Annotated in this window: 13 protein-coding genes and 1 tRNA gene (1 of these 14 only partly in view); 12 read left to right on the forward strand and 2 right to left on the reverse strand. The window is 60.4% G+C overall.

What is annotated here, in order from left to right; genetic code table 11:
• The 11 genes from RTQ46_RS12090 to RTQ46_RS12140 form a co-directional block, all read left to right on the forward strand.
• Window positions 1-22, forward strand: a tRNA-Val gene (locus RTQ46_RS12090) (it extends 155 nt beyond the left edge of the window).
• 213 nt (window positions 23-235) lie between these two features.
• Complete coding sequence (thrS, locus tag RTQ46_RS12095) at window positions 236-2143, forward strand: threonine--tRNA ligase (protein ID WP_312436833.1); 1908 nt, start codon at window positions 236-238, stop codon at window positions 2141-2143.
• Between the two features lie 27 nt (window positions 2144-2170).
• Window positions 2171-2716, forward strand: coding sequence for a translation initiation factor IF-3 (gene infC / locus RTQ46_RS12100; RefSeq protein ID WP_312436902.1), 546 nt, complete (start codon window positions 2171-2173; stop codon window positions 2714-2716).
• 226 nt (window positions 2717-2942) lie between these two features.
• Window positions 2943-3140, forward strand: a complete 198-nt coding sequence (gene rpmI / locus RTQ46_RS12105) for a 50S ribosomal protein L35 (RefSeq protein WP_038493025.1) — start codon at window positions 2943-2945, stop codon at window positions 3138-3140.
• Between the two features lie 26 nt (window positions 3141-3166).
• Window positions 3167-3526 (forward strand): 50S ribosomal protein L20, encoded by a 360-nt coding sequence (rplT, locus tag RTQ46_RS12110; protein ID WP_010399214.1) that lies wholly within the window; start codon window positions 3167-3169, stop codon window positions 3524-3526.
• Window positions 3527-3662: 136 nt separating this feature from the next.
• Window positions 3663-4679, forward strand: a complete 1017-nt coding sequence (pheS, locus tag RTQ46_RS12115; protein ID WP_308921799.1) for a phenylalanine--tRNA ligase subunit alpha — start codon at window positions 3663-3665, stop codon at window positions 4677-4679.
• A gap of 79 nt (window positions 4680-4758) precedes the next feature.
• The gene (pheT, locus tag RTQ46_RS12120; RefSeq protein ID WP_312436853.1) at window positions 4759-7185 is read left to right on the forward strand and encodes a phenylalanine--tRNA ligase subunit beta; all 2427 of its coding nucleotides are present in this window, start codon (window positions 4759-4761) and stop codon (window positions 7183-7185) included.
• A gap of 181 nt (window positions 7186-7366) precedes the next feature.
• Window positions 7367-7714, forward strand: a complete 348-nt coding sequence (locus RTQ46_RS12125) for an integration host factor subunit alpha (protein WP_010399205.1) — start codon at window positions 7367-7369, stop codon at window positions 7712-7714.
• Window positions 7715-7724: 10 nt separating this feature from the next.
• Window positions 7725-8147, forward strand: a complete 423-nt coding sequence (locus tag RTQ46_RS12130) for a MerR family transcriptional regulator (RefSeq protein ID WP_312436857.1) — start codon at window positions 7725-7727, stop codon at window positions 8145-8147.
• Between the two features lie 187 nt (window positions 8148-8334).
• Entirely contained in the window at window positions 8335-8967 is a 633-nt protein-coding gene (locus RTQ46_RS12135) for a response regulator transcription factor (RefSeq protein WP_065309215.1), read from the forward strand.
• Between the two features lie 184 nt (window positions 8968-9151).
• On the forward strand, window positions 9152-10558 hold the full coding sequence (locus tag RTQ46_RS12140; RefSeq protein WP_312436862.1) for a CHASE3 domain-containing protein: 1407 nt from the start codon (window positions 9152-9154) through the stop codon (window positions 10556-10558).
• Between the two features lie 87 nt (window positions 10559-10645).
• Here RTQ46_RS12140 and RTQ46_RS12145 read toward each other — a convergent pair whose 3' ends face one another.
• Window positions 10646-11455, reverse strand: a complete 810-nt coding sequence (locus RTQ46_RS12145) for a Crp/Fnr family transcriptional regulator (RefSeq protein WP_409518321.1) — start codon at window positions 11453-11455, stop codon at window positions 10646-10648.
• Window positions 11456-11854: 399 nt separating this feature from the next.
• On the opposite strand from RTQ46_RS12145, the gene RTQ46_RS12150 reads away from it, so the two are divergent.
• The gene (locus RTQ46_RS12150; RefSeq protein WP_312436905.1) at window positions 11855-13543 is read left to right on the forward strand and encodes a peptide chain release factor 3; all 1689 of its coding nucleotides are present in this window, start codon (window positions 11855-11857) and stop codon (window positions 13541-13543) included.
• A gap of 179 nt (window positions 13544-13722) precedes the next feature.
• Here RTQ46_RS12150 and RTQ46_RS12155 read toward each other — a convergent pair whose 3' ends face one another.
• Entirely contained in the window at window positions 13723-15615 is a 1893-nt protein-coding gene (locus tag RTQ46_RS12155; protein WP_312436864.1) for an EAL domain-containing protein, read from the reverse strand.
• Between the last annotated feature and the right edge of the window lie 130 nt (window positions 15616-15745).

Raw genomic sequence — 15745 nt, forward strand, 5'->3', positions numbered from 1 at the left:
TCGAATTCCTCACCGCCCACCAGAATGCAGTAATCAAGAAAGGGTAAACCGGTTATGACACCGCGAACTACTACCAAGCTTTGGGAGTGACGCTAGTCGATCGGATTTGCTTTGTCTTGAAAAAGTAAAAAACGCGGCTAGTCCGCGTTTTTTTTCGTCTGCGTTTTCCTTTCAGTATTTCATTCACCTACACATTGCAGTTTTACCTGGCGCCAGCGCCGACATGGAGATCAATATGCTTACAATCCGACTTCCCGATGGTTCCGCCCGTCAATTTGACGGCCCGGTCACCGTGGCCCAGGTTGCGGCCAATATTGGTACGGGTCTTGCCAAGGCCGCGCTGGCCGGCAAGGTCGACGGCAAGCTGGTCGATACGTCGTATCTGATTGAGCAGGATGCGGAACTGGCTATCATCACGGACAAGGACGCCGACGGGCTGGACGTGATCCGCCATTCGACCGCCCACTTGCTGGCGCATGCCGTCAAGGAATTGTTCCCGGATGCGCAGGTGACCATCGGCCCGGTGATCGACAACGGCTTCTACTACGACTTCGCCTACAAGCGTCCGTTTACACCGGAAGACCTGGTGGCGATCGAAAAGAAAATGGCCGAACTGGCCAAGAAGGACGAGCGCGTCACGCGCAAGGTCGTCACGCGCGATGACGCGATCGCGTATTTTGCCGGCATCGGCGAAGCCTACAAGGCCGAACTGATCGCCGCGATTCCGGCCGACCAGGAAGTGTCGCTGTACTCGGAGGGCTCGTTTACCGATCTGTGCCGCGGCCCGCACGTGCCGTCGACGGGCAAGCTGAAAGTGTTCAAGCTGATGAAGCTGGCCGGCGCCTACTGGCGCGGCGACTCGAAAAACGAGATGCTGCAGCGCGTCTACGGCACCGCCTGGGCCAAGAAGGAAGACCAGGAACTGTACCTGCACAACCTGGAAGAAGCGGAAAAGCGCGATCACCGCAAGCTGGGCAAGCAGCTCGATTTCTTCCACTTCCAGGAAGAAGCGCCGGGCCTGATCTTCTGGCACCCGAAAGGCTGGTCGATCTGGCAGCAGGTCGAGCAATACATGCGCAATGTGTACCAGGTCAACGGCTACCAGGAAGTGAAGGCGCCGCAGATTCTCGACCGTGGCCTGTGGGAAAAAACCGGCCACTGGGACAACTACCGCGAAAACATGTTCATCACCGAGTCGGAAAACCGCTCGTATGCGCTCAAGCCAATGAACTGTCCCGGTCACGTGCAGATCTACAACAACAGCATGCGCAGCTACCGCGACCTGCCATTGCGCTACGGCGAGTTCGGCCAGTGCCACCGCAATGAACCGTCGGGCGCCTTGCACGGCATGATGCGCGTGCGCGGCTTTACGCAGGATGACGGCCACATCTTCTGTACCGAAGAGCAGATCGCCGGCGAAGTGACGGCCTTCCACCAGCAGGCGATGGATGTCTACACGGCCTTCGGCTTTACCAATATCGACGTCAAGCTGGCCTTGCGTCCGGACAGCCGTATCGGCACCGAAGAGTCGTGGGACAAGGCGGAAGAATCGCTGCGTTCGGCGCTGCGCGCCTGTGGCGTGGAGTGGACGGAATTGCCGGGCGAGGGCGCATTCTATGGTCCGAAGATCGAGTATCACCTGAAAGACAGCCTGGGCCGCGCATGGCAGGTCGGCACGGTGCAGATCGACCCGTCGATGCCGGGCCGCCTGGGCGCCGAATATGTGGCGATCGACAACACGCGCCAGGTGCCGATCATGCTGCACCGCGCGATCGTCGGTTCGCTCGAACGTTTCATCGGCATCCTGATCGAACACTATGCCGGCGCGATGCCGTTGTGGCTGGCGCCGATGCAGGTATCGGTGCTGAATATTTCCGATGCGCAGGCCGATTATGTGCAGGAAGTGGCCACAAAACTACGCAAGGCGGGCATCCGCGTTCAGGCTGATTTGCGTAACGAGAAGATTACCTATAAAATACGTGAACATTCCGTACAAAAATTGCCTTACATCTTGGTGGTGGGCGACAAAGAGCGGGATGCCAATACAGTGGCCGTGCGGGCGCGGGGCAATGTCGATCTGGGCGTCATGTCCGTCGATGCCCTGATAGAGCGACTCAAACATGAAGTCGACACCAAGGCCTGACGAGGAAACTCGCTGCACGACCGTTTTATCAGATTTTTAAAGGAAATTACAATAGCTACTGACAAGTCACATCGCATCAATGGCGAAATCACTGCCCCTGAAATGCGTTTAAGCGGGGTCGATAACGAGCCACTCGGTATCGTGAGTTTGGCTGAAGCCTTCCGCCTGGCGGAAGAGGCAAACGTCGATCTGGTGGAAATTGCGCCTACCGCGCAGCCACCGGTTTGCCGTTTGATGGACTACGGCAAATTCAAGTATTCGGAGCAGAAGAAAGCTCACGAAGCCAAATTGAAGCAAAAGATCATCCTCGTGAAGGAAGTCAAATTCCGTCCGGGGACTGATGATGGTGACTACAATATCAAGTTGCGTAATCTCATCAAGTTCCTTGAAGACGGCGACAAGACCAAGATCACCTTGCGTTTCCGCGGTCGCGAGATGGCGCACCAGGATATTGGCTTCCGCATGCTGGAGCGTCTGAAGGCCGATCTGGAGCCGTATGGCCAGGTTGAGCAGTTTCCGAAGATGGAAGGCCGCCAGATGATCATGGTCCTTTCGCCGAAGAAGAAAAAGTAAGATACAATAGCGTTTTTCTGTGAACCGATGCCGGTTGCGCCAATTGGCGCCAGGCCCGGTTCCAGGCAGAATCTTGAGCGGCCCGGCCAGCAATGTCCGGGCCGTTCAGACTGTAGTGGACTCGCATCCGCTGCACAACATGTGAAAGCAGGCATCTAAGCGCAGCGTCGTGTTGCCACCTGCAATCCTGTTATAAATGGAGCTGTCCGTAAGAGGACAGATTGCTATGCCTAAAATGAAGACCAAAAGCTCCGCGAAAAAACGTTTTCGCGTGCGTCCAGGTGGAACAGTCAAGTCGGGTCACGCGTTCAAACGCCACATCCTGACCAAGAAAACCACCAAAAACAAACGTCAGTTGCGCGGTACCCGTAACATCAACGCATCGGACGTCACGTCCGTCATGCGCATGATGCCGACTGCTTAATCTCACACTCAATTTAAGGAGTTACTATGCCTAGAGTAAAACGTGGGGTTACAGCTCGTGCCCGTCATAAGAAGATTCTTGTTCAAGCTAAAGGCTACCGTGGTCGCCGCAGCCGTGTATACCGTGTTGCCAAGCAAGCAGTCATGCGCGCTGGCCAATACGCATACCGCGATCGCCGCAACAAGAAACGCGTTTTCCGCCGCCTGTGGATCGCTCGTATCAACGCTGCTTCCCGTGAGCATGGCGTGACGTACAGCGTATTCATGAACGGTCTGAAAAAAGCAAATATCGAACTGGACCGTAAAGTCCTGGCCGATATGGCTGTGATGGACAAGCCAGCGTTCGCTGCGATTGTCAATGCAGTCAAGGCAAAAATCGCTGCGTAAGCATCGGTTATTGCACAGCGTTATCCGTAGGATGACGTTTTAAAGAGCGGGGCAGGGGTGAAAACTCTATGCCCCGTTTCCGTTTTTGATTGTTGGGCTCCGGTCCAGGATTGATTTCCAAAACAGGAAAAGCCGCATGAACTCCCTAGAAGAACTCGTCGTCTCGGCCCAGGCTGACTTTATCGCCGCCGCAGACGCTGCCGCACTTGAAAACGCCAAGGCCCGCTATCTGGGCAAGACTGGCCAGATTACCGAAATGATGAAGGGCCTGGGCAAGCTCGACCCGGACGCGCGCAAGGCGCAGGGCGCCCTGATCAACGCCGTCAAGGTGCAGATCGAAGACGCGCTGACGGCGCGCCGTGATGCACTGGCCGATGCGCAGATGCAAGGCCGCCTGAACGCCGAAGCGATCGACGTCACCATGCCAGGCCGTGGCCGCATGCCGGGTGGCATCCATCCCGTGATGCGCAGCTGGGAGCGGGTCGAAGAAATCTTCCGCTCGATCGGTTTCGACGTGGCCGACGGCCCCGAAATCGAAAACGACTGGACCAACTTCACGGCACTGAACAGCCCGGAAAACCATCCGGCCCGTTCCATGCAGGATACGTTTTATATCGACGGCAACGACACCGACGGCAAGCCGCTGCTGCTGCGCACGCACACCAGCCCGATGCAGGTGCGCTATGCGCGCACGCATACGCCACCGATCAAGGTCATCGCGCCGGGCCGCACCTACCGCGTCGACAGCGATGCCACGCACTCGCCGATGTTCCACCAGGTCGAAGGCCTGTGGATCGCCGAAGACATCAGCTTTGCCGACCTGAAGGGCGTGTACCTGAACTTCGTCAAGGCCTTCTTTGAAACGGACGACCTGCAGGTACGCTTCCGTCCGTCATACTTCCCGTTCACGGAACCGTCGGCCGAGATCGATATCGCGTTCGGTTCGGGCCCCCTGAAAGGCCGCTGGCTGGAAGTGTCGGGCGCCGGCCAGGTGCATCCGACCGTGGTGAAGAACTTCGGCCTCGATCCCGAAAAATTCATCGGCTTTGCTTTCGGCTCCGGCCTGGAACGCCTGACGATGCTGCGTTATGGCATCAACGACCTGCGCCTGTTCTATGAAGGCGACCTGCGTTTCCTGAAGCAGTTTAACTAAAGCATTGTTCCGTACGATTTGCCGCGCTTGAGCGCTGTTGTGCTCGCGCGGCGAGCTTAGACCCTTTGAAGGCTTGATTATGCAATTTTCCGAAAACTGGCTCCGTACCATGGTCGATCCGAAGATGACTTCGGACGAACTGGCCCATCTGTTGACCATGTCCGGTCTGGAAGTCGAAGACGTCGATCCGGTCGCGCCTCCGTTCTCGAACGTGGTGGTGGGCCTGGTGCTGGAGATGGAGAAACATCCGAACGCCGACCGCCTGAACGTGTGCAAGGTCGACGTCGGTACCGGCGCCATGCTGACCATCGTCTGCGGCGCGCCCAACGTGCGCCCGGGCCTGCGCGTGGTATGCGCCAAGGCGGGCGCCGTGCTGCCGCCAGGCAGCGACGGCAAGCCGTTCGAGATCAAGGTCGGCCAGCTGCGCGGCGTCGAGTCGCAAGGCATGCTGTGCTCGGCACGCGAACTGAAATTGTCGGAAGAAAACGCCGGCCTGATGGAGCTGCCTGACGACGCGCCGATCGGCCAGAATTTCCGCGATTACTATGCTCTCAACGACCTGAAATTCACCATCAAGCTGACCCCGAACAAGGCAGACTGCCTGTCGGTGCTGGGCGTGGCGCGTGAAGTGTCGGCGCTGACCGGCGTGCCGCTGACGGCACCGCAGTTCTATCAAGTGCCCGTATCGAGCGACGAAGTGCTGCCGGTGAAGGTGAGCGCGCCGGACCTGTGCGGCCGTTTCACGGGCCGCGTGATCCGCGGCCTGAACGCCAAGGCTGCCACGCCGGACTGGATGAAGCAGCGTCTCGAGCGCAGCGGCCAGCGTCCGCTGTCGGCGCTGGTCGATATTTCGAATTACGTGATGCTGGAACTGGGCCGCCCGAGCCATGTGTTTGACCTGGCCAGGATCCACGGCGGCCTGGACGTGCGCTGGGGCAATGCGGGCGAATCCGTCAAGCTGTTGAACGGCAACACGGTGGCCGTCGACGACTGGATCGGCGTGATCGCCGACGAGCAGGAGATCGAATCGCTGGCCGGCATCATGGGCGGCGACGCCAGCTCGGTTTCGGACGACACCGACAGCATCTACCTGGAAGCGGCGTTCTGGTGGCCGAACGCCATCCAGGGCCGCGCCCGCCGTTTGAATTTCTCGACCGATGCGGCGCACCGCTTCGAGCGCGGCGTCGATTTCGCCACCACGGTCGAGCATATCGAGCGCATCACGTCGCTGATCGTGGAAATCTGCGGCACGCCGGACACCACCGTCGGCCCGGTCGACGACCATGTGGTCAACCTGCCGCAACGCACGCCCGTATCGATGCGCACGGCGCGCGCACAGAAGGTGATCGGCGTGCCGCTTACCGACGAGCTGGTTGCCGACATCTTTACCCGCCTGGCGTTGCCGTTCACCCTGGCGGACGGCGTGTTTTCCGTCACCTCGCCAAGCTACCGGTTCGACATCGAGATCGAGGAAGACCTGATCGAGGAAGTGGCGCGCGTGTATGGCTTCGAGAACATCCCGGCCTTGCCGCCGGTGGCTGCCAACGTGATGCAGATCGCGCCGGAAAACACGCGTTCGCTGTTTGCCGTGCGCCATGAACTGGCCGACCTGGGTTTCCAGGAAGTGGTCAACATGAGCTTTGTCGACAGCGCATGGGAGCGCGATTTCTCGGGCAACACGAATCCGATCAAATTGCAGAACCCGATCGCCAGCCAGATGAGCGTGATGCGTTCCTCGCTGATCGGCAGCCTGATCGCCAATGTGCGCTACAACCTGAACCGCAAGACGGGCCGCGTGCGCATCTTCGAAGTGGGCGCCATCTACCAGCGCGACGACAGCGTGCAGAACGGCGCCCTGTCGGTAGCCGGTTACGCCCAGCCAAAACGCGTCGCTGCCATGGCCTATGGCCCGGTGGCGGACGAGCAGTGGGGCCAGCCGGCCCGCACGGTCGACTTCTTCGACCTCAAGGCCGACCTGGAAGCGCTGTTCGCACCGCAGGTATTGCGCTTTACCAAGGCGGAACATCCGGCGCTGCATCCGGGCCGTTCGGCCCATGTGGAACTCGATGGCAAGGTGATCGGCTTTATCGGCGAAATCCATCCGCGCTGGATGCAGAAATACGACCTGCCGCAAGCGCCAGTGCTGTTCGAAGTCGATGCCGAAGCGCTGACCCGGCGCGTGGTGCCGGTGTACACGGAAATTTCCAAGTTCCCGGGCGCCAGCCGCGATCTGGCGGTGCTGGTCAAACAATCGGTGGCGGCGCAGGATCTGCTCGATACCTTCCAGGCAGCCGCCAAGGCCAGCCCGGCAGCGCGTATCGTGCAAGCCATTGTTTTATTTGATGAATATCGCGGCAAAGGGCTGGAGGCGGATGAAAAAAGCCTTGCTTTCCGGATTAGCTTGCAAGATACTCAAAACACCCTGCAGGACGATGTGGTCGACGGTCTGATGACCGTGCTGATCGAAGCGGCCAAGCAGGGACACGACGCGAAACTGCGTTCGTAAACAGCGGCAGGCCTTGCCGGCGCAGCGTGTGCCGGCACGGCAGCCGTTGATTGTCATCGTTAATATCCTGTGCGCCATGCGGCGCGCGGGCGCACAGAAAAGGCAGGGCAGGAAAATTAATAATAGCGACGTTGATTCCGCCGTACTGCAGTCCGCATTGGCCGCCGATCTGCATCGGGCCATGCTGGTTGCCAAAGTGCGCCAGGAAGCGGAAAAAGATCTGCCCACCTTGACCAAGGCGGAACTGGCCGAACTGCTGTTCGAACAGGTCGGCCTGAACAAGCGTGAAGCAAAAGACATGGTCGAGACCTTCTTTGACGAGATCCGCAATGCGCTCGAGCGCGGCGAGGCCGTCAAGCTGTCGGGTTTTGGCAATTTCCAGCTGCGCGACAAGCCGCAGCGCCCGGGCCGCAATCCGAAGACCGGCGAGGAAATCCCCATCACGGCGCGCCGCGTGGTGACGTTTCATGCCAGCCAGAAGCTGAAAAGCATGGTCGAAGAGACCAGTCCACTGGCGCGTGCTGCCTGAGTGAGCGGCGATGAACGAGCGCATCAGTAAGACCGAGTTGATCGCCTTGCCGCCCATCCCGGCCAAGCGCTACTTCACGATCGGCGAGGTGAGCGAGCTGTGTGGCGTCAAGCCCCATGTGCTGCGTTACTGGGAGCAGGAATTTTCCCAGCTCAAGCCGGTCAAACGGCGTGGCAACCGCCGCTATTACCAGCACCACGAGGTGCTGCTGATACGGCGTATCCGCGAGTTGCTGTACGAGCAGGGTTTTACCATCAGCGGGGCACGCAACAAGCTCGACAGCCGAGGTGCGATGCATGCCGCACCCGAGGTGGAAGTGGATGACCGGCCAGTAGCGACGGCCTTGCCAGCCGCGCCACAGGAGGCGCAGCTGGACCGGGGCTGGATACGCGGAGAATTAATTGCCATTCTTGCCTTGTTAAAGCAGGAATAGCGCCAATATGCATCGGGCTATTCAATAACGCTGTTTTTTTGACTAAAATGGCGTTACGCACGTCTTGTAGCGTGCGGCGCTGGCAATTTACATATAATGCTCAAGTTGCGTTTTTGTTAGTGACGCTGAACTGGTGCCATGAGGTGCCGGTAGTCTTTCCCAGGCCAGGAAAATTTAAGGGGAAACAATGATACGCGTTGCCATTTGTGATGATCACCAAATAGTACGAGCTGGGTTCAAGCAGATTTTTTCGTCGTCCGACGATTTTAATGTGGTGGCGGAAGCCGGTACCGGGCGTGAAGCGCTCGATATCGCCCGCCGTGAAATATGTGATGTGCTGTTGCTCGATATCGCCATGCCCGACCAGAGCGGCATCGATACTTTGCGCACGATCCGCCAGGGCCAGCCGGAATTGCCCGTGCTGATACTGAGCGGCTATCCTGCCCAGCAATATGCACTCAATCTGTTCAAGATGGGCGCCAATGGCTATCTGAACAAGGAATGCGAAGCGGACGAGCTGATGACAGCCGTGCGCACGGTCTACCAGGGCCGGCGCTATGTCAGCTCGACCGTGGGCGAGTTGCTGGCGCAGTCGTTCGACCGCGACACCAATGCGGCGCTGCACACGGAACTGTCGGACCGCGAGTTCCAGGTCTTTTTGCGCCTGGCGCGTGGCGCCACCGTGTCCGATATCGGCGTGGCACTGTCGCTGAGCATCAAGACGGTCAGTACCTACCGCACCCGCATCATGGAAAAGATGGGCTTGCAGTCGAACAGCGACCTCACGTATTACGCCATGAAAAACAACCTTCTGGATTGATGCATGCCGGTATGGCCATGCATGCATGGCCGCCAGCTTGCCTGCCGGCCAGATGGCGTGGCCAGATGGCGTGGCCAAATGGCGTGGCCAGATGACGTGCGGTGCGGCACTTTGTAGCGGGGTTATAATTGCCCGGCGCTGGCGTTCTCTGCCGCGCTGAACCTTGCTAAGGATGCACACCAGGATGTATTTCACTGTCGAACCGGCGCCGAATCACCGCCTGCCTTTGTACAAGACGATCCTTTGTGTCACCTGCGCCTTGCTGCTGGTGCTCAATGGTTTCAGCCTCTCCCATAACCTGGAAACGCTCAAGAGCACCAATGCCTTGCTGACGCAAAGCGCCAAGGTGGCTGATCGCCTGCAATATCTGAACGTGCTGGTGCTCGACGCGGAAAGCAGCTTGCGCGGCTATTTCATTTCCAACGCCGATACCTACCTGGGGCCGTCGCGCACAGCTACCTCCGAAATCGACAAGGAGCTGCATGAATTGCAGACCCTGCTCGCAGGCAGTCCAAGCCAGCTGAAAAACCTGGCCCAGCTCAAAACCCTGATCCGCCGCAAGATGACCACGCTCGACGAGTCGATCAATGTGTACAAGCAGGGCGGGCTGGCCGATATCGTCAATATTGCCCGTGTCAGCGATGAGCGCGCCACCATGGACGAGATCCGCCTGCAGGTGGTGATCATGGTGCGCGAGCAGAATGAGGCGCTGGCGGCCGGCAGCGCCGCCTTTTACCGCGAATACCAAAAGGCCGTCATGCTGGGCATCGGCATCAACGGCCTGGCCATCATTGTCCTGATCATGTTTTACCGGCTGGTGCGGCGCAGCTTCCTCAACCGCGCCGCGGTGGAGTTCGCCCTGAAAAACGCGAATGACACGCTGGAATCGACGGTCGCCAAGCGTACCGAACAACTGTCCGTGCTGTCGCGCCACCTGATCAGCGTCAATGAAGTGGAAAAGGCGCGCCTGGCGCGCGAGCTGCATGATGAGCTGGGCGCCAACCTGACCGCCATCAGCATGGACCTGGGCGCCGTCACCCAGCAGCTGGCGCATACGCAGCCCGAGCTGGCCGCGCAATTGCGCCGCGCCAAGGCGACCTTGCTGGAAACGGTGGAGCTGAAGCGCCGCATCGTCGAAGACCTGCGTCCCAGCCTGCTGGACAATCTCGGGCTGTGCGCGGCGATCGAAAGCTATTGCGAGGATTTTGCGCGTATGAGTTCGGTTCGCTGCGAAACCGACGTCGATATCCAGGTCGATAACCGCGAGGCCACGCTGACCATCGCGCTGTTCCGTATCGTGCAGGAGTCGCTGACCAATATCATGAAATACGCCAGCGCCGCCGTGGTCACGGTCAGCCTGAAGCGCAATGAAACGGGGCTGGTGCTGCGCGTGATCGACGATGGCGTCGGGATTGTCGAAGATGCGCTGCAAAAGCCGATGTCGCATGGCCTGCTGGGCATGCGCGAGCGTGCCCTGTTGCTGGGTGGTACCTTGACCGTCAAGCCGGGGCCTGGTGGCCGTGGCACCTGCGTGGAAGCGCTGATTCCCCTGCCCATGAGTGCGGAAGAACCGGAAGAAGAAGCCGTCTGAATCTGCCGCCCCAATGGAAATGGCCGGACATGCATGCATGTCCGGCCATTTTGCTAACTGGGTACTGCGTGGGTTTTGCGGCGTTGATCAGCAGCGCGCGACGTCGCGCAGCAGGCGGTCGTATTCGGTCTTGGCAACCTTGTAGCATTCGCCGGCATATTCTTCCAGGCCAGCGCGGTCCAGCACCGTGATATTGCCGCGGCGGTAGTGGATCAGGCCTTCATCCTGCAGCTTGCCGGCAGCAGCCGTGATGCTTTCGCGGCGCACGCCCAGCATGATCGAGATCAGCTCTTGCGTGACTTTCAATTCGTTCGATGGCGAGCGGTCCAGGCGGTCGAGCAGCCAGCGGCACAGCTTCTGTTCGATCGAGCTGTGACGGCCACCGACGGCGTTCTGCGCCATCTGGGCGAACAGGGCATTGGTGTAGCGCATCAGCAGCTGTGGCAGCGCCCCACCCTGGTTGAACGCTTCACGCAGGCTTTGCGTTTTCAGGCGGTAGCCGTAACCGGCGCTTTGCACGACAGCGGTGCACATGGCGCGCTCGCCGGCAACCAGCGACACGCCCACCACGCCTTCATGGCCGACCACGGCGATCTCGGTGGTGGCGCCGTCTTCCATCACGTACAGCAGCGAGACGATTGCGGTGGTCGGGAAGTAGGTGTATTCCAGGCTGTTGCCGTAAGCGTACAGCTCTTTGCCGAAAGGCAGTTCCACCAGTTCCAGGTGTTCGAACAGCGACTCGAGTGCGGCGCGGGGCAGGGCAGCCAGCAATTCGTTCTGTTGTGCGCTGCTCAGGCTGATACGCGACCCAAGCTTGATTTCCCGTCCGGCCGCAGGCATGGCGTGTGGCAGCATCGTGTTCTTTTGGACTGGTGCGTTCAGTTGAGTGGTGTTCATATTCTTCCTCGCAGGCTTTTTTACATCGGAGTGCGTCTGCCACATCAGGGGGAACTGTCTTTTCAGTCCGCCGCGCAGTGCAGATCGCGATGTAGCTACTTTAAGAGCTTATGTAATTGGCGAACATAAGATTAGCAGTCGCCGCTTTGTAGTCTCATTTGAGGCGATGTTGTAGTCCTAGTCCTACGGCCGTTCTGTTGACAGTCATTCTTGCGACATTGCGCGAGATTTTGTGATACCGCCAAGCGTTAATTAACCGTGTGCAATATCGAGCAGCACTCGCCTGGCTTGACGGCACGCCGTTTTTTCCCTTCCGCCAGAGTGGAACAGTTCACACGGAAGGGCGTTCCTTCTGTAAAATCGAGGGTTTTTTGCGAGGGCCATATTATGGTCACCAATATGGCCAACGAGAACGACATCAACACCCCCGATTCCACCGAAGTCAAGGACGGCGCAGAGCAATCCGCGGCAGCCTCGGCAAGCAGCAAGGCGCCCGCCGTGATCGCGCGCGAAGTGCAGCGCCGCCGCACGTTCGGCATCATTTCCCACCCGGATGCGGGTAAGACCACGCTGACGGAAAAACTGCTGCTGTTCTCGGGCGCGATCCAGATGGCAGGTACCGTGAAGGCCCGTAAATCGGGCCGCCATGCGACCTCGGACTGGATGGAAATCGAGAAGCAGCGCGGCATTTCCGTCGCGTCCTCGGTCATGCAGTTCGAATTCCGCGACCACGTCGTCAACCTGCTCGACACCCCGGGCCACCAGGACTTCTCGGAAGACACCTACCGCGTGCTGACGGCGGTCGACTCGGCGCTGATGGTGATCGATGCGGCCAAGGGCGTGGAAGCGCAGACGATCAAGCTGCTGGCCGTATGCCGCATGCGCAACACGCCGATCGTCACCTTCATGAACAAGATGGACCGCGAGACGCGCGATCCGCTCGACCTGCTCGACGAACTCGAATCGGTGCTGAAGATCCAGTGCGCCCCCGTCACCTGGCCGATCGGCATGGGCAAGAACTTCCGCGGCGTGTACCACCTGCTGAACGACGAGATCATGCTGTTCAAGGCCGGCGAGGAAAAGGCCGACGGCGCCTTCGAGATCATCAAGGGCATCGACAATCCGCGCCTGCAGGAGATGTTCCCGCTCGAGATGGACCAGCTGCGCATGGAAGTGGAACTGGTGCATGGCGCCTCGAACCCGTTCAATCTGGAAGAGTTTTTGTCCGGCGTGCAGACGCCGGTGTTCTTCGGTTCGGCCATCAACAACTTCGGCGTGCGCGAGATTCTGTCCGCGCTGGTCGACTGGGCGCCGGCCCCGCGCGAACGCGACGCGACCGTGCGCTCGGTGGCGCCGTCCGAGCAGCCGTTTACCGGTTTCGTCTTCAAGATCCAGGCAAACATGGACCCGGCCCACCGCGACCGCATCGCTTTCCTGCGCGTGTGCTCGGGACGTTTCGAGCGCGGCATGAAGGTCAAGCACCTGCGCCTGGGCCGCGAGATCAAGGTGTCGAACGTGGTGACCTTCATGGCCTCCTCGCGCGAACAGGTGGAAGAGGCGTACGCGGGCGACATCATCGGCCTGCCGAACCACGGCAACATGCAGATCGGCGACAGTTTTTCGGAAGGCGAGCTGCTGACCTTTACCGGCATTCCGTACTTCGCGCCGGACTTCTTCCGCTCGGTGCGCATCCGCAATCCGCTGAAGATCAAGCAGCTGCACAAGGGCCTGCAGCAGTTGGGCGAAGAAGGCGCGGTGCAGGTCTTCAAGCCGGTGCAGGGCGGCGAGCTGGTACTGGGCGCGGTCGGCGTGCTGCAGTTCGAAGTGGTCGCCAGCCGTTTGCTGAACGAGTATGGCGTCGATGCCGTGTTCGAAGGCACCAGCATCAGCAGCGCGCGCTGGGTCAGCTGCGACGACAAGCGCATCCTGCAGGACTTTGAAAATGCGCTGGGCCACAACGTGGCGTATGACGCGGCCGGCAACATGGCCTACCTGGCCACGTCGGGCGTGAATCTGCGCCTGACCGAAGAGCGCTGGCCGAAATTGAAATTCCACGCCACGCGCGAGCATTCGGCGAAATTGGCTTGATGGTGATGGTGTCGGATTACGCGAGCCTGCGGCCCGCTGATCCGGCCTGCATCTTGATGATGTGGTGGTGTCGGATTACGCTAATCCGGCCTGCGCCTGGCGCGATGCGGATGTTGGATTACGCCGTAGGTCGGCTTAGCGCGCAGCGCATAATCCGACGTCATTGTTCGCGTCAAGCATCAAACCGTCATCACCGTCCTGCTGCTCCAGTCCCTGCGCTCGAGCAGCAGGGCCGTCAGCTGCGCCGCCGTCATCGGCCGCGCAAAGTAAAATCCCTGTACATTGTCGCAGCCGGCGCTGCGCAAAAATTCCACCTGCTGCGGCGTTTCCACGCCTTCGGCCACCACTTTCAGTTTCAGGCTGTGCGCCATCGCGATGATGGCCGTGACGATGGCTTCGCCTTCGCCGGGCAGGTCGTGCACGAAGCTGCGGTCGATTTTCAGCTGGTCGATCGGCAGGCGCTTCAGGTAGGACATCGACGAGTAGCCGGTGCCGAAATCATCGATCGACAGGTGGATGCCGGTTTCCTGCAATCGCCGCATCAGTTCCACGTTGGCCGGCACATTGTCCATCATGACGCCCTCGGTGATTTCCAGTTCCAGCAGCCCCCGTGGCAGCTGCGTTTCGTGCAGAATGGCGCGGATATCGTCCATCAGGCCCGGCTCGCGCACCTGGCTGGCCGACAGGTTGACCGCCACATGTTCCAGCGAATCGAGCAGGCCCGCCTTGCACCAGACGGCCGCCTGGCGGCAGGCGCATTGCAGCACCCAGCGTCCCAGTTCCACGATCACGCCGCTTTCCTCGGCCACCGGAATGAATTCGGCGGGATTGAGTGGCCCCATCTCGTGGCAGTTCCAGCGCAGCAGCGCTTCGACGCCGACAATGCGTCCGCTGCCCAGGTCGATCTGCGGCTGGTAGTGCAGATACAGTTCGTCGTTCTGCAACGCGCGGCGCAGGTTGGCCTCCATGCGCAGGCGGCGCTGGGCGCGCTGCTCCATTTCGGCTTCGAATACGGCATAGCGGTTCTTGCCCTGGTGCTTGGCGTGGTACATGGCCGTGTCGGCATTGCGCGTCAGGGTGGCCACGTCCTGCGCATCGAACGGGTACAGGCTCACGCCGATACTGGCGCTCATGTACAGCTGGTGGCCTTCCAGCGCGAACGGCTCGGCCAGTTCGGCCAGGATCTTGCGCGCCACGCTGGCCATTTCGGACGCGTCGTCGGCCGGCTCGACGATCACCACGAACTCGTCGCCGCCGATGCGGCAGATCACATCGGTGGTACGCAGCACGGCCGCCAGGCGCTGCGCCACCAGCTTGAGCAGCTGGTCGCCGCAATGGTGGCCCAGGGTGTCGTTGATGACCTTGAAGTTGTCGAGGTCCAGCAGCAGCAGGCCCACGCTGCTGTCCTGGCGGTCGGCGCGCGCCAGCGCATACGCCATCGCGTCGTTGAATTCATGCCGGTTCGGCAACTGGGTGACGGGGTCCACATGCGCCAGGTAATGCAGATGGCTCTCCGCCTGCTGCGCGGCGTGGCGCGTGCGGCGCACCATCAGCACGGCCACGCCGAACGCGGCCAGGCTGACCAGCACCGTAAAGATGGCCGACTGCGCCAGGCTGTGGTACAGCGGTGCCAGGCTGGTGCGCAGCAGCAGCGCGCCGCCGCCAGGCAGGGACGAGAGCAGGGTGGCGTTGCCTGCCTGCCATGCAAACTGCATGCCGTTGACCGGCGCGGCTGGCGCGCTATCGCCGGCGTTGCGCGCAAAGCGGGCAAACGGCGTGCCGTAGGGGGTGTAGAGCAGCGCCTGCTCGATGGTCGGCGCCGCCGCCAGCGGCGCCAGTACCTGGTCGGCGGCCGCGCGATCCTGCAGGCGCAGGGCCTCGACCGCTGCCGGCGCCAGCATGGCGGCCTGCACTTCCAGGTTGTGCTGCAGCGCAGTGCGCAGCGCATGGAACTGGAACAGCACCAGCGCCAGGCAGGTACAGGCCACCAGCGCGGTGGCGGCCAGCAGGTTGAAACGCGCCACCCTGTCACCGCGCATGTGCGCCGATGGCAGCGCCAGCCTTTCCATCATGCCTCCCATGCTTGCCGGCCTCATGCGGCGCCTCGTGTGTTCGCGTCTTGCCCTGCCATGCTTGTCGTTCCAGTCTGGTAAAAACCGAAGTGAGCCGGAACTCTCAACGTATTGTCAAGGCCGATATATT

The organism is Janthinobacterium sp., from assembly GCF_031995485.1.
In the GTDB taxonomy this organism is placed as follows: Bacteria; Pseudomonadota; Gammaproteobacteria; order Burkholderiales; family Burkholderiaceae_D; genus Janthinobacterium.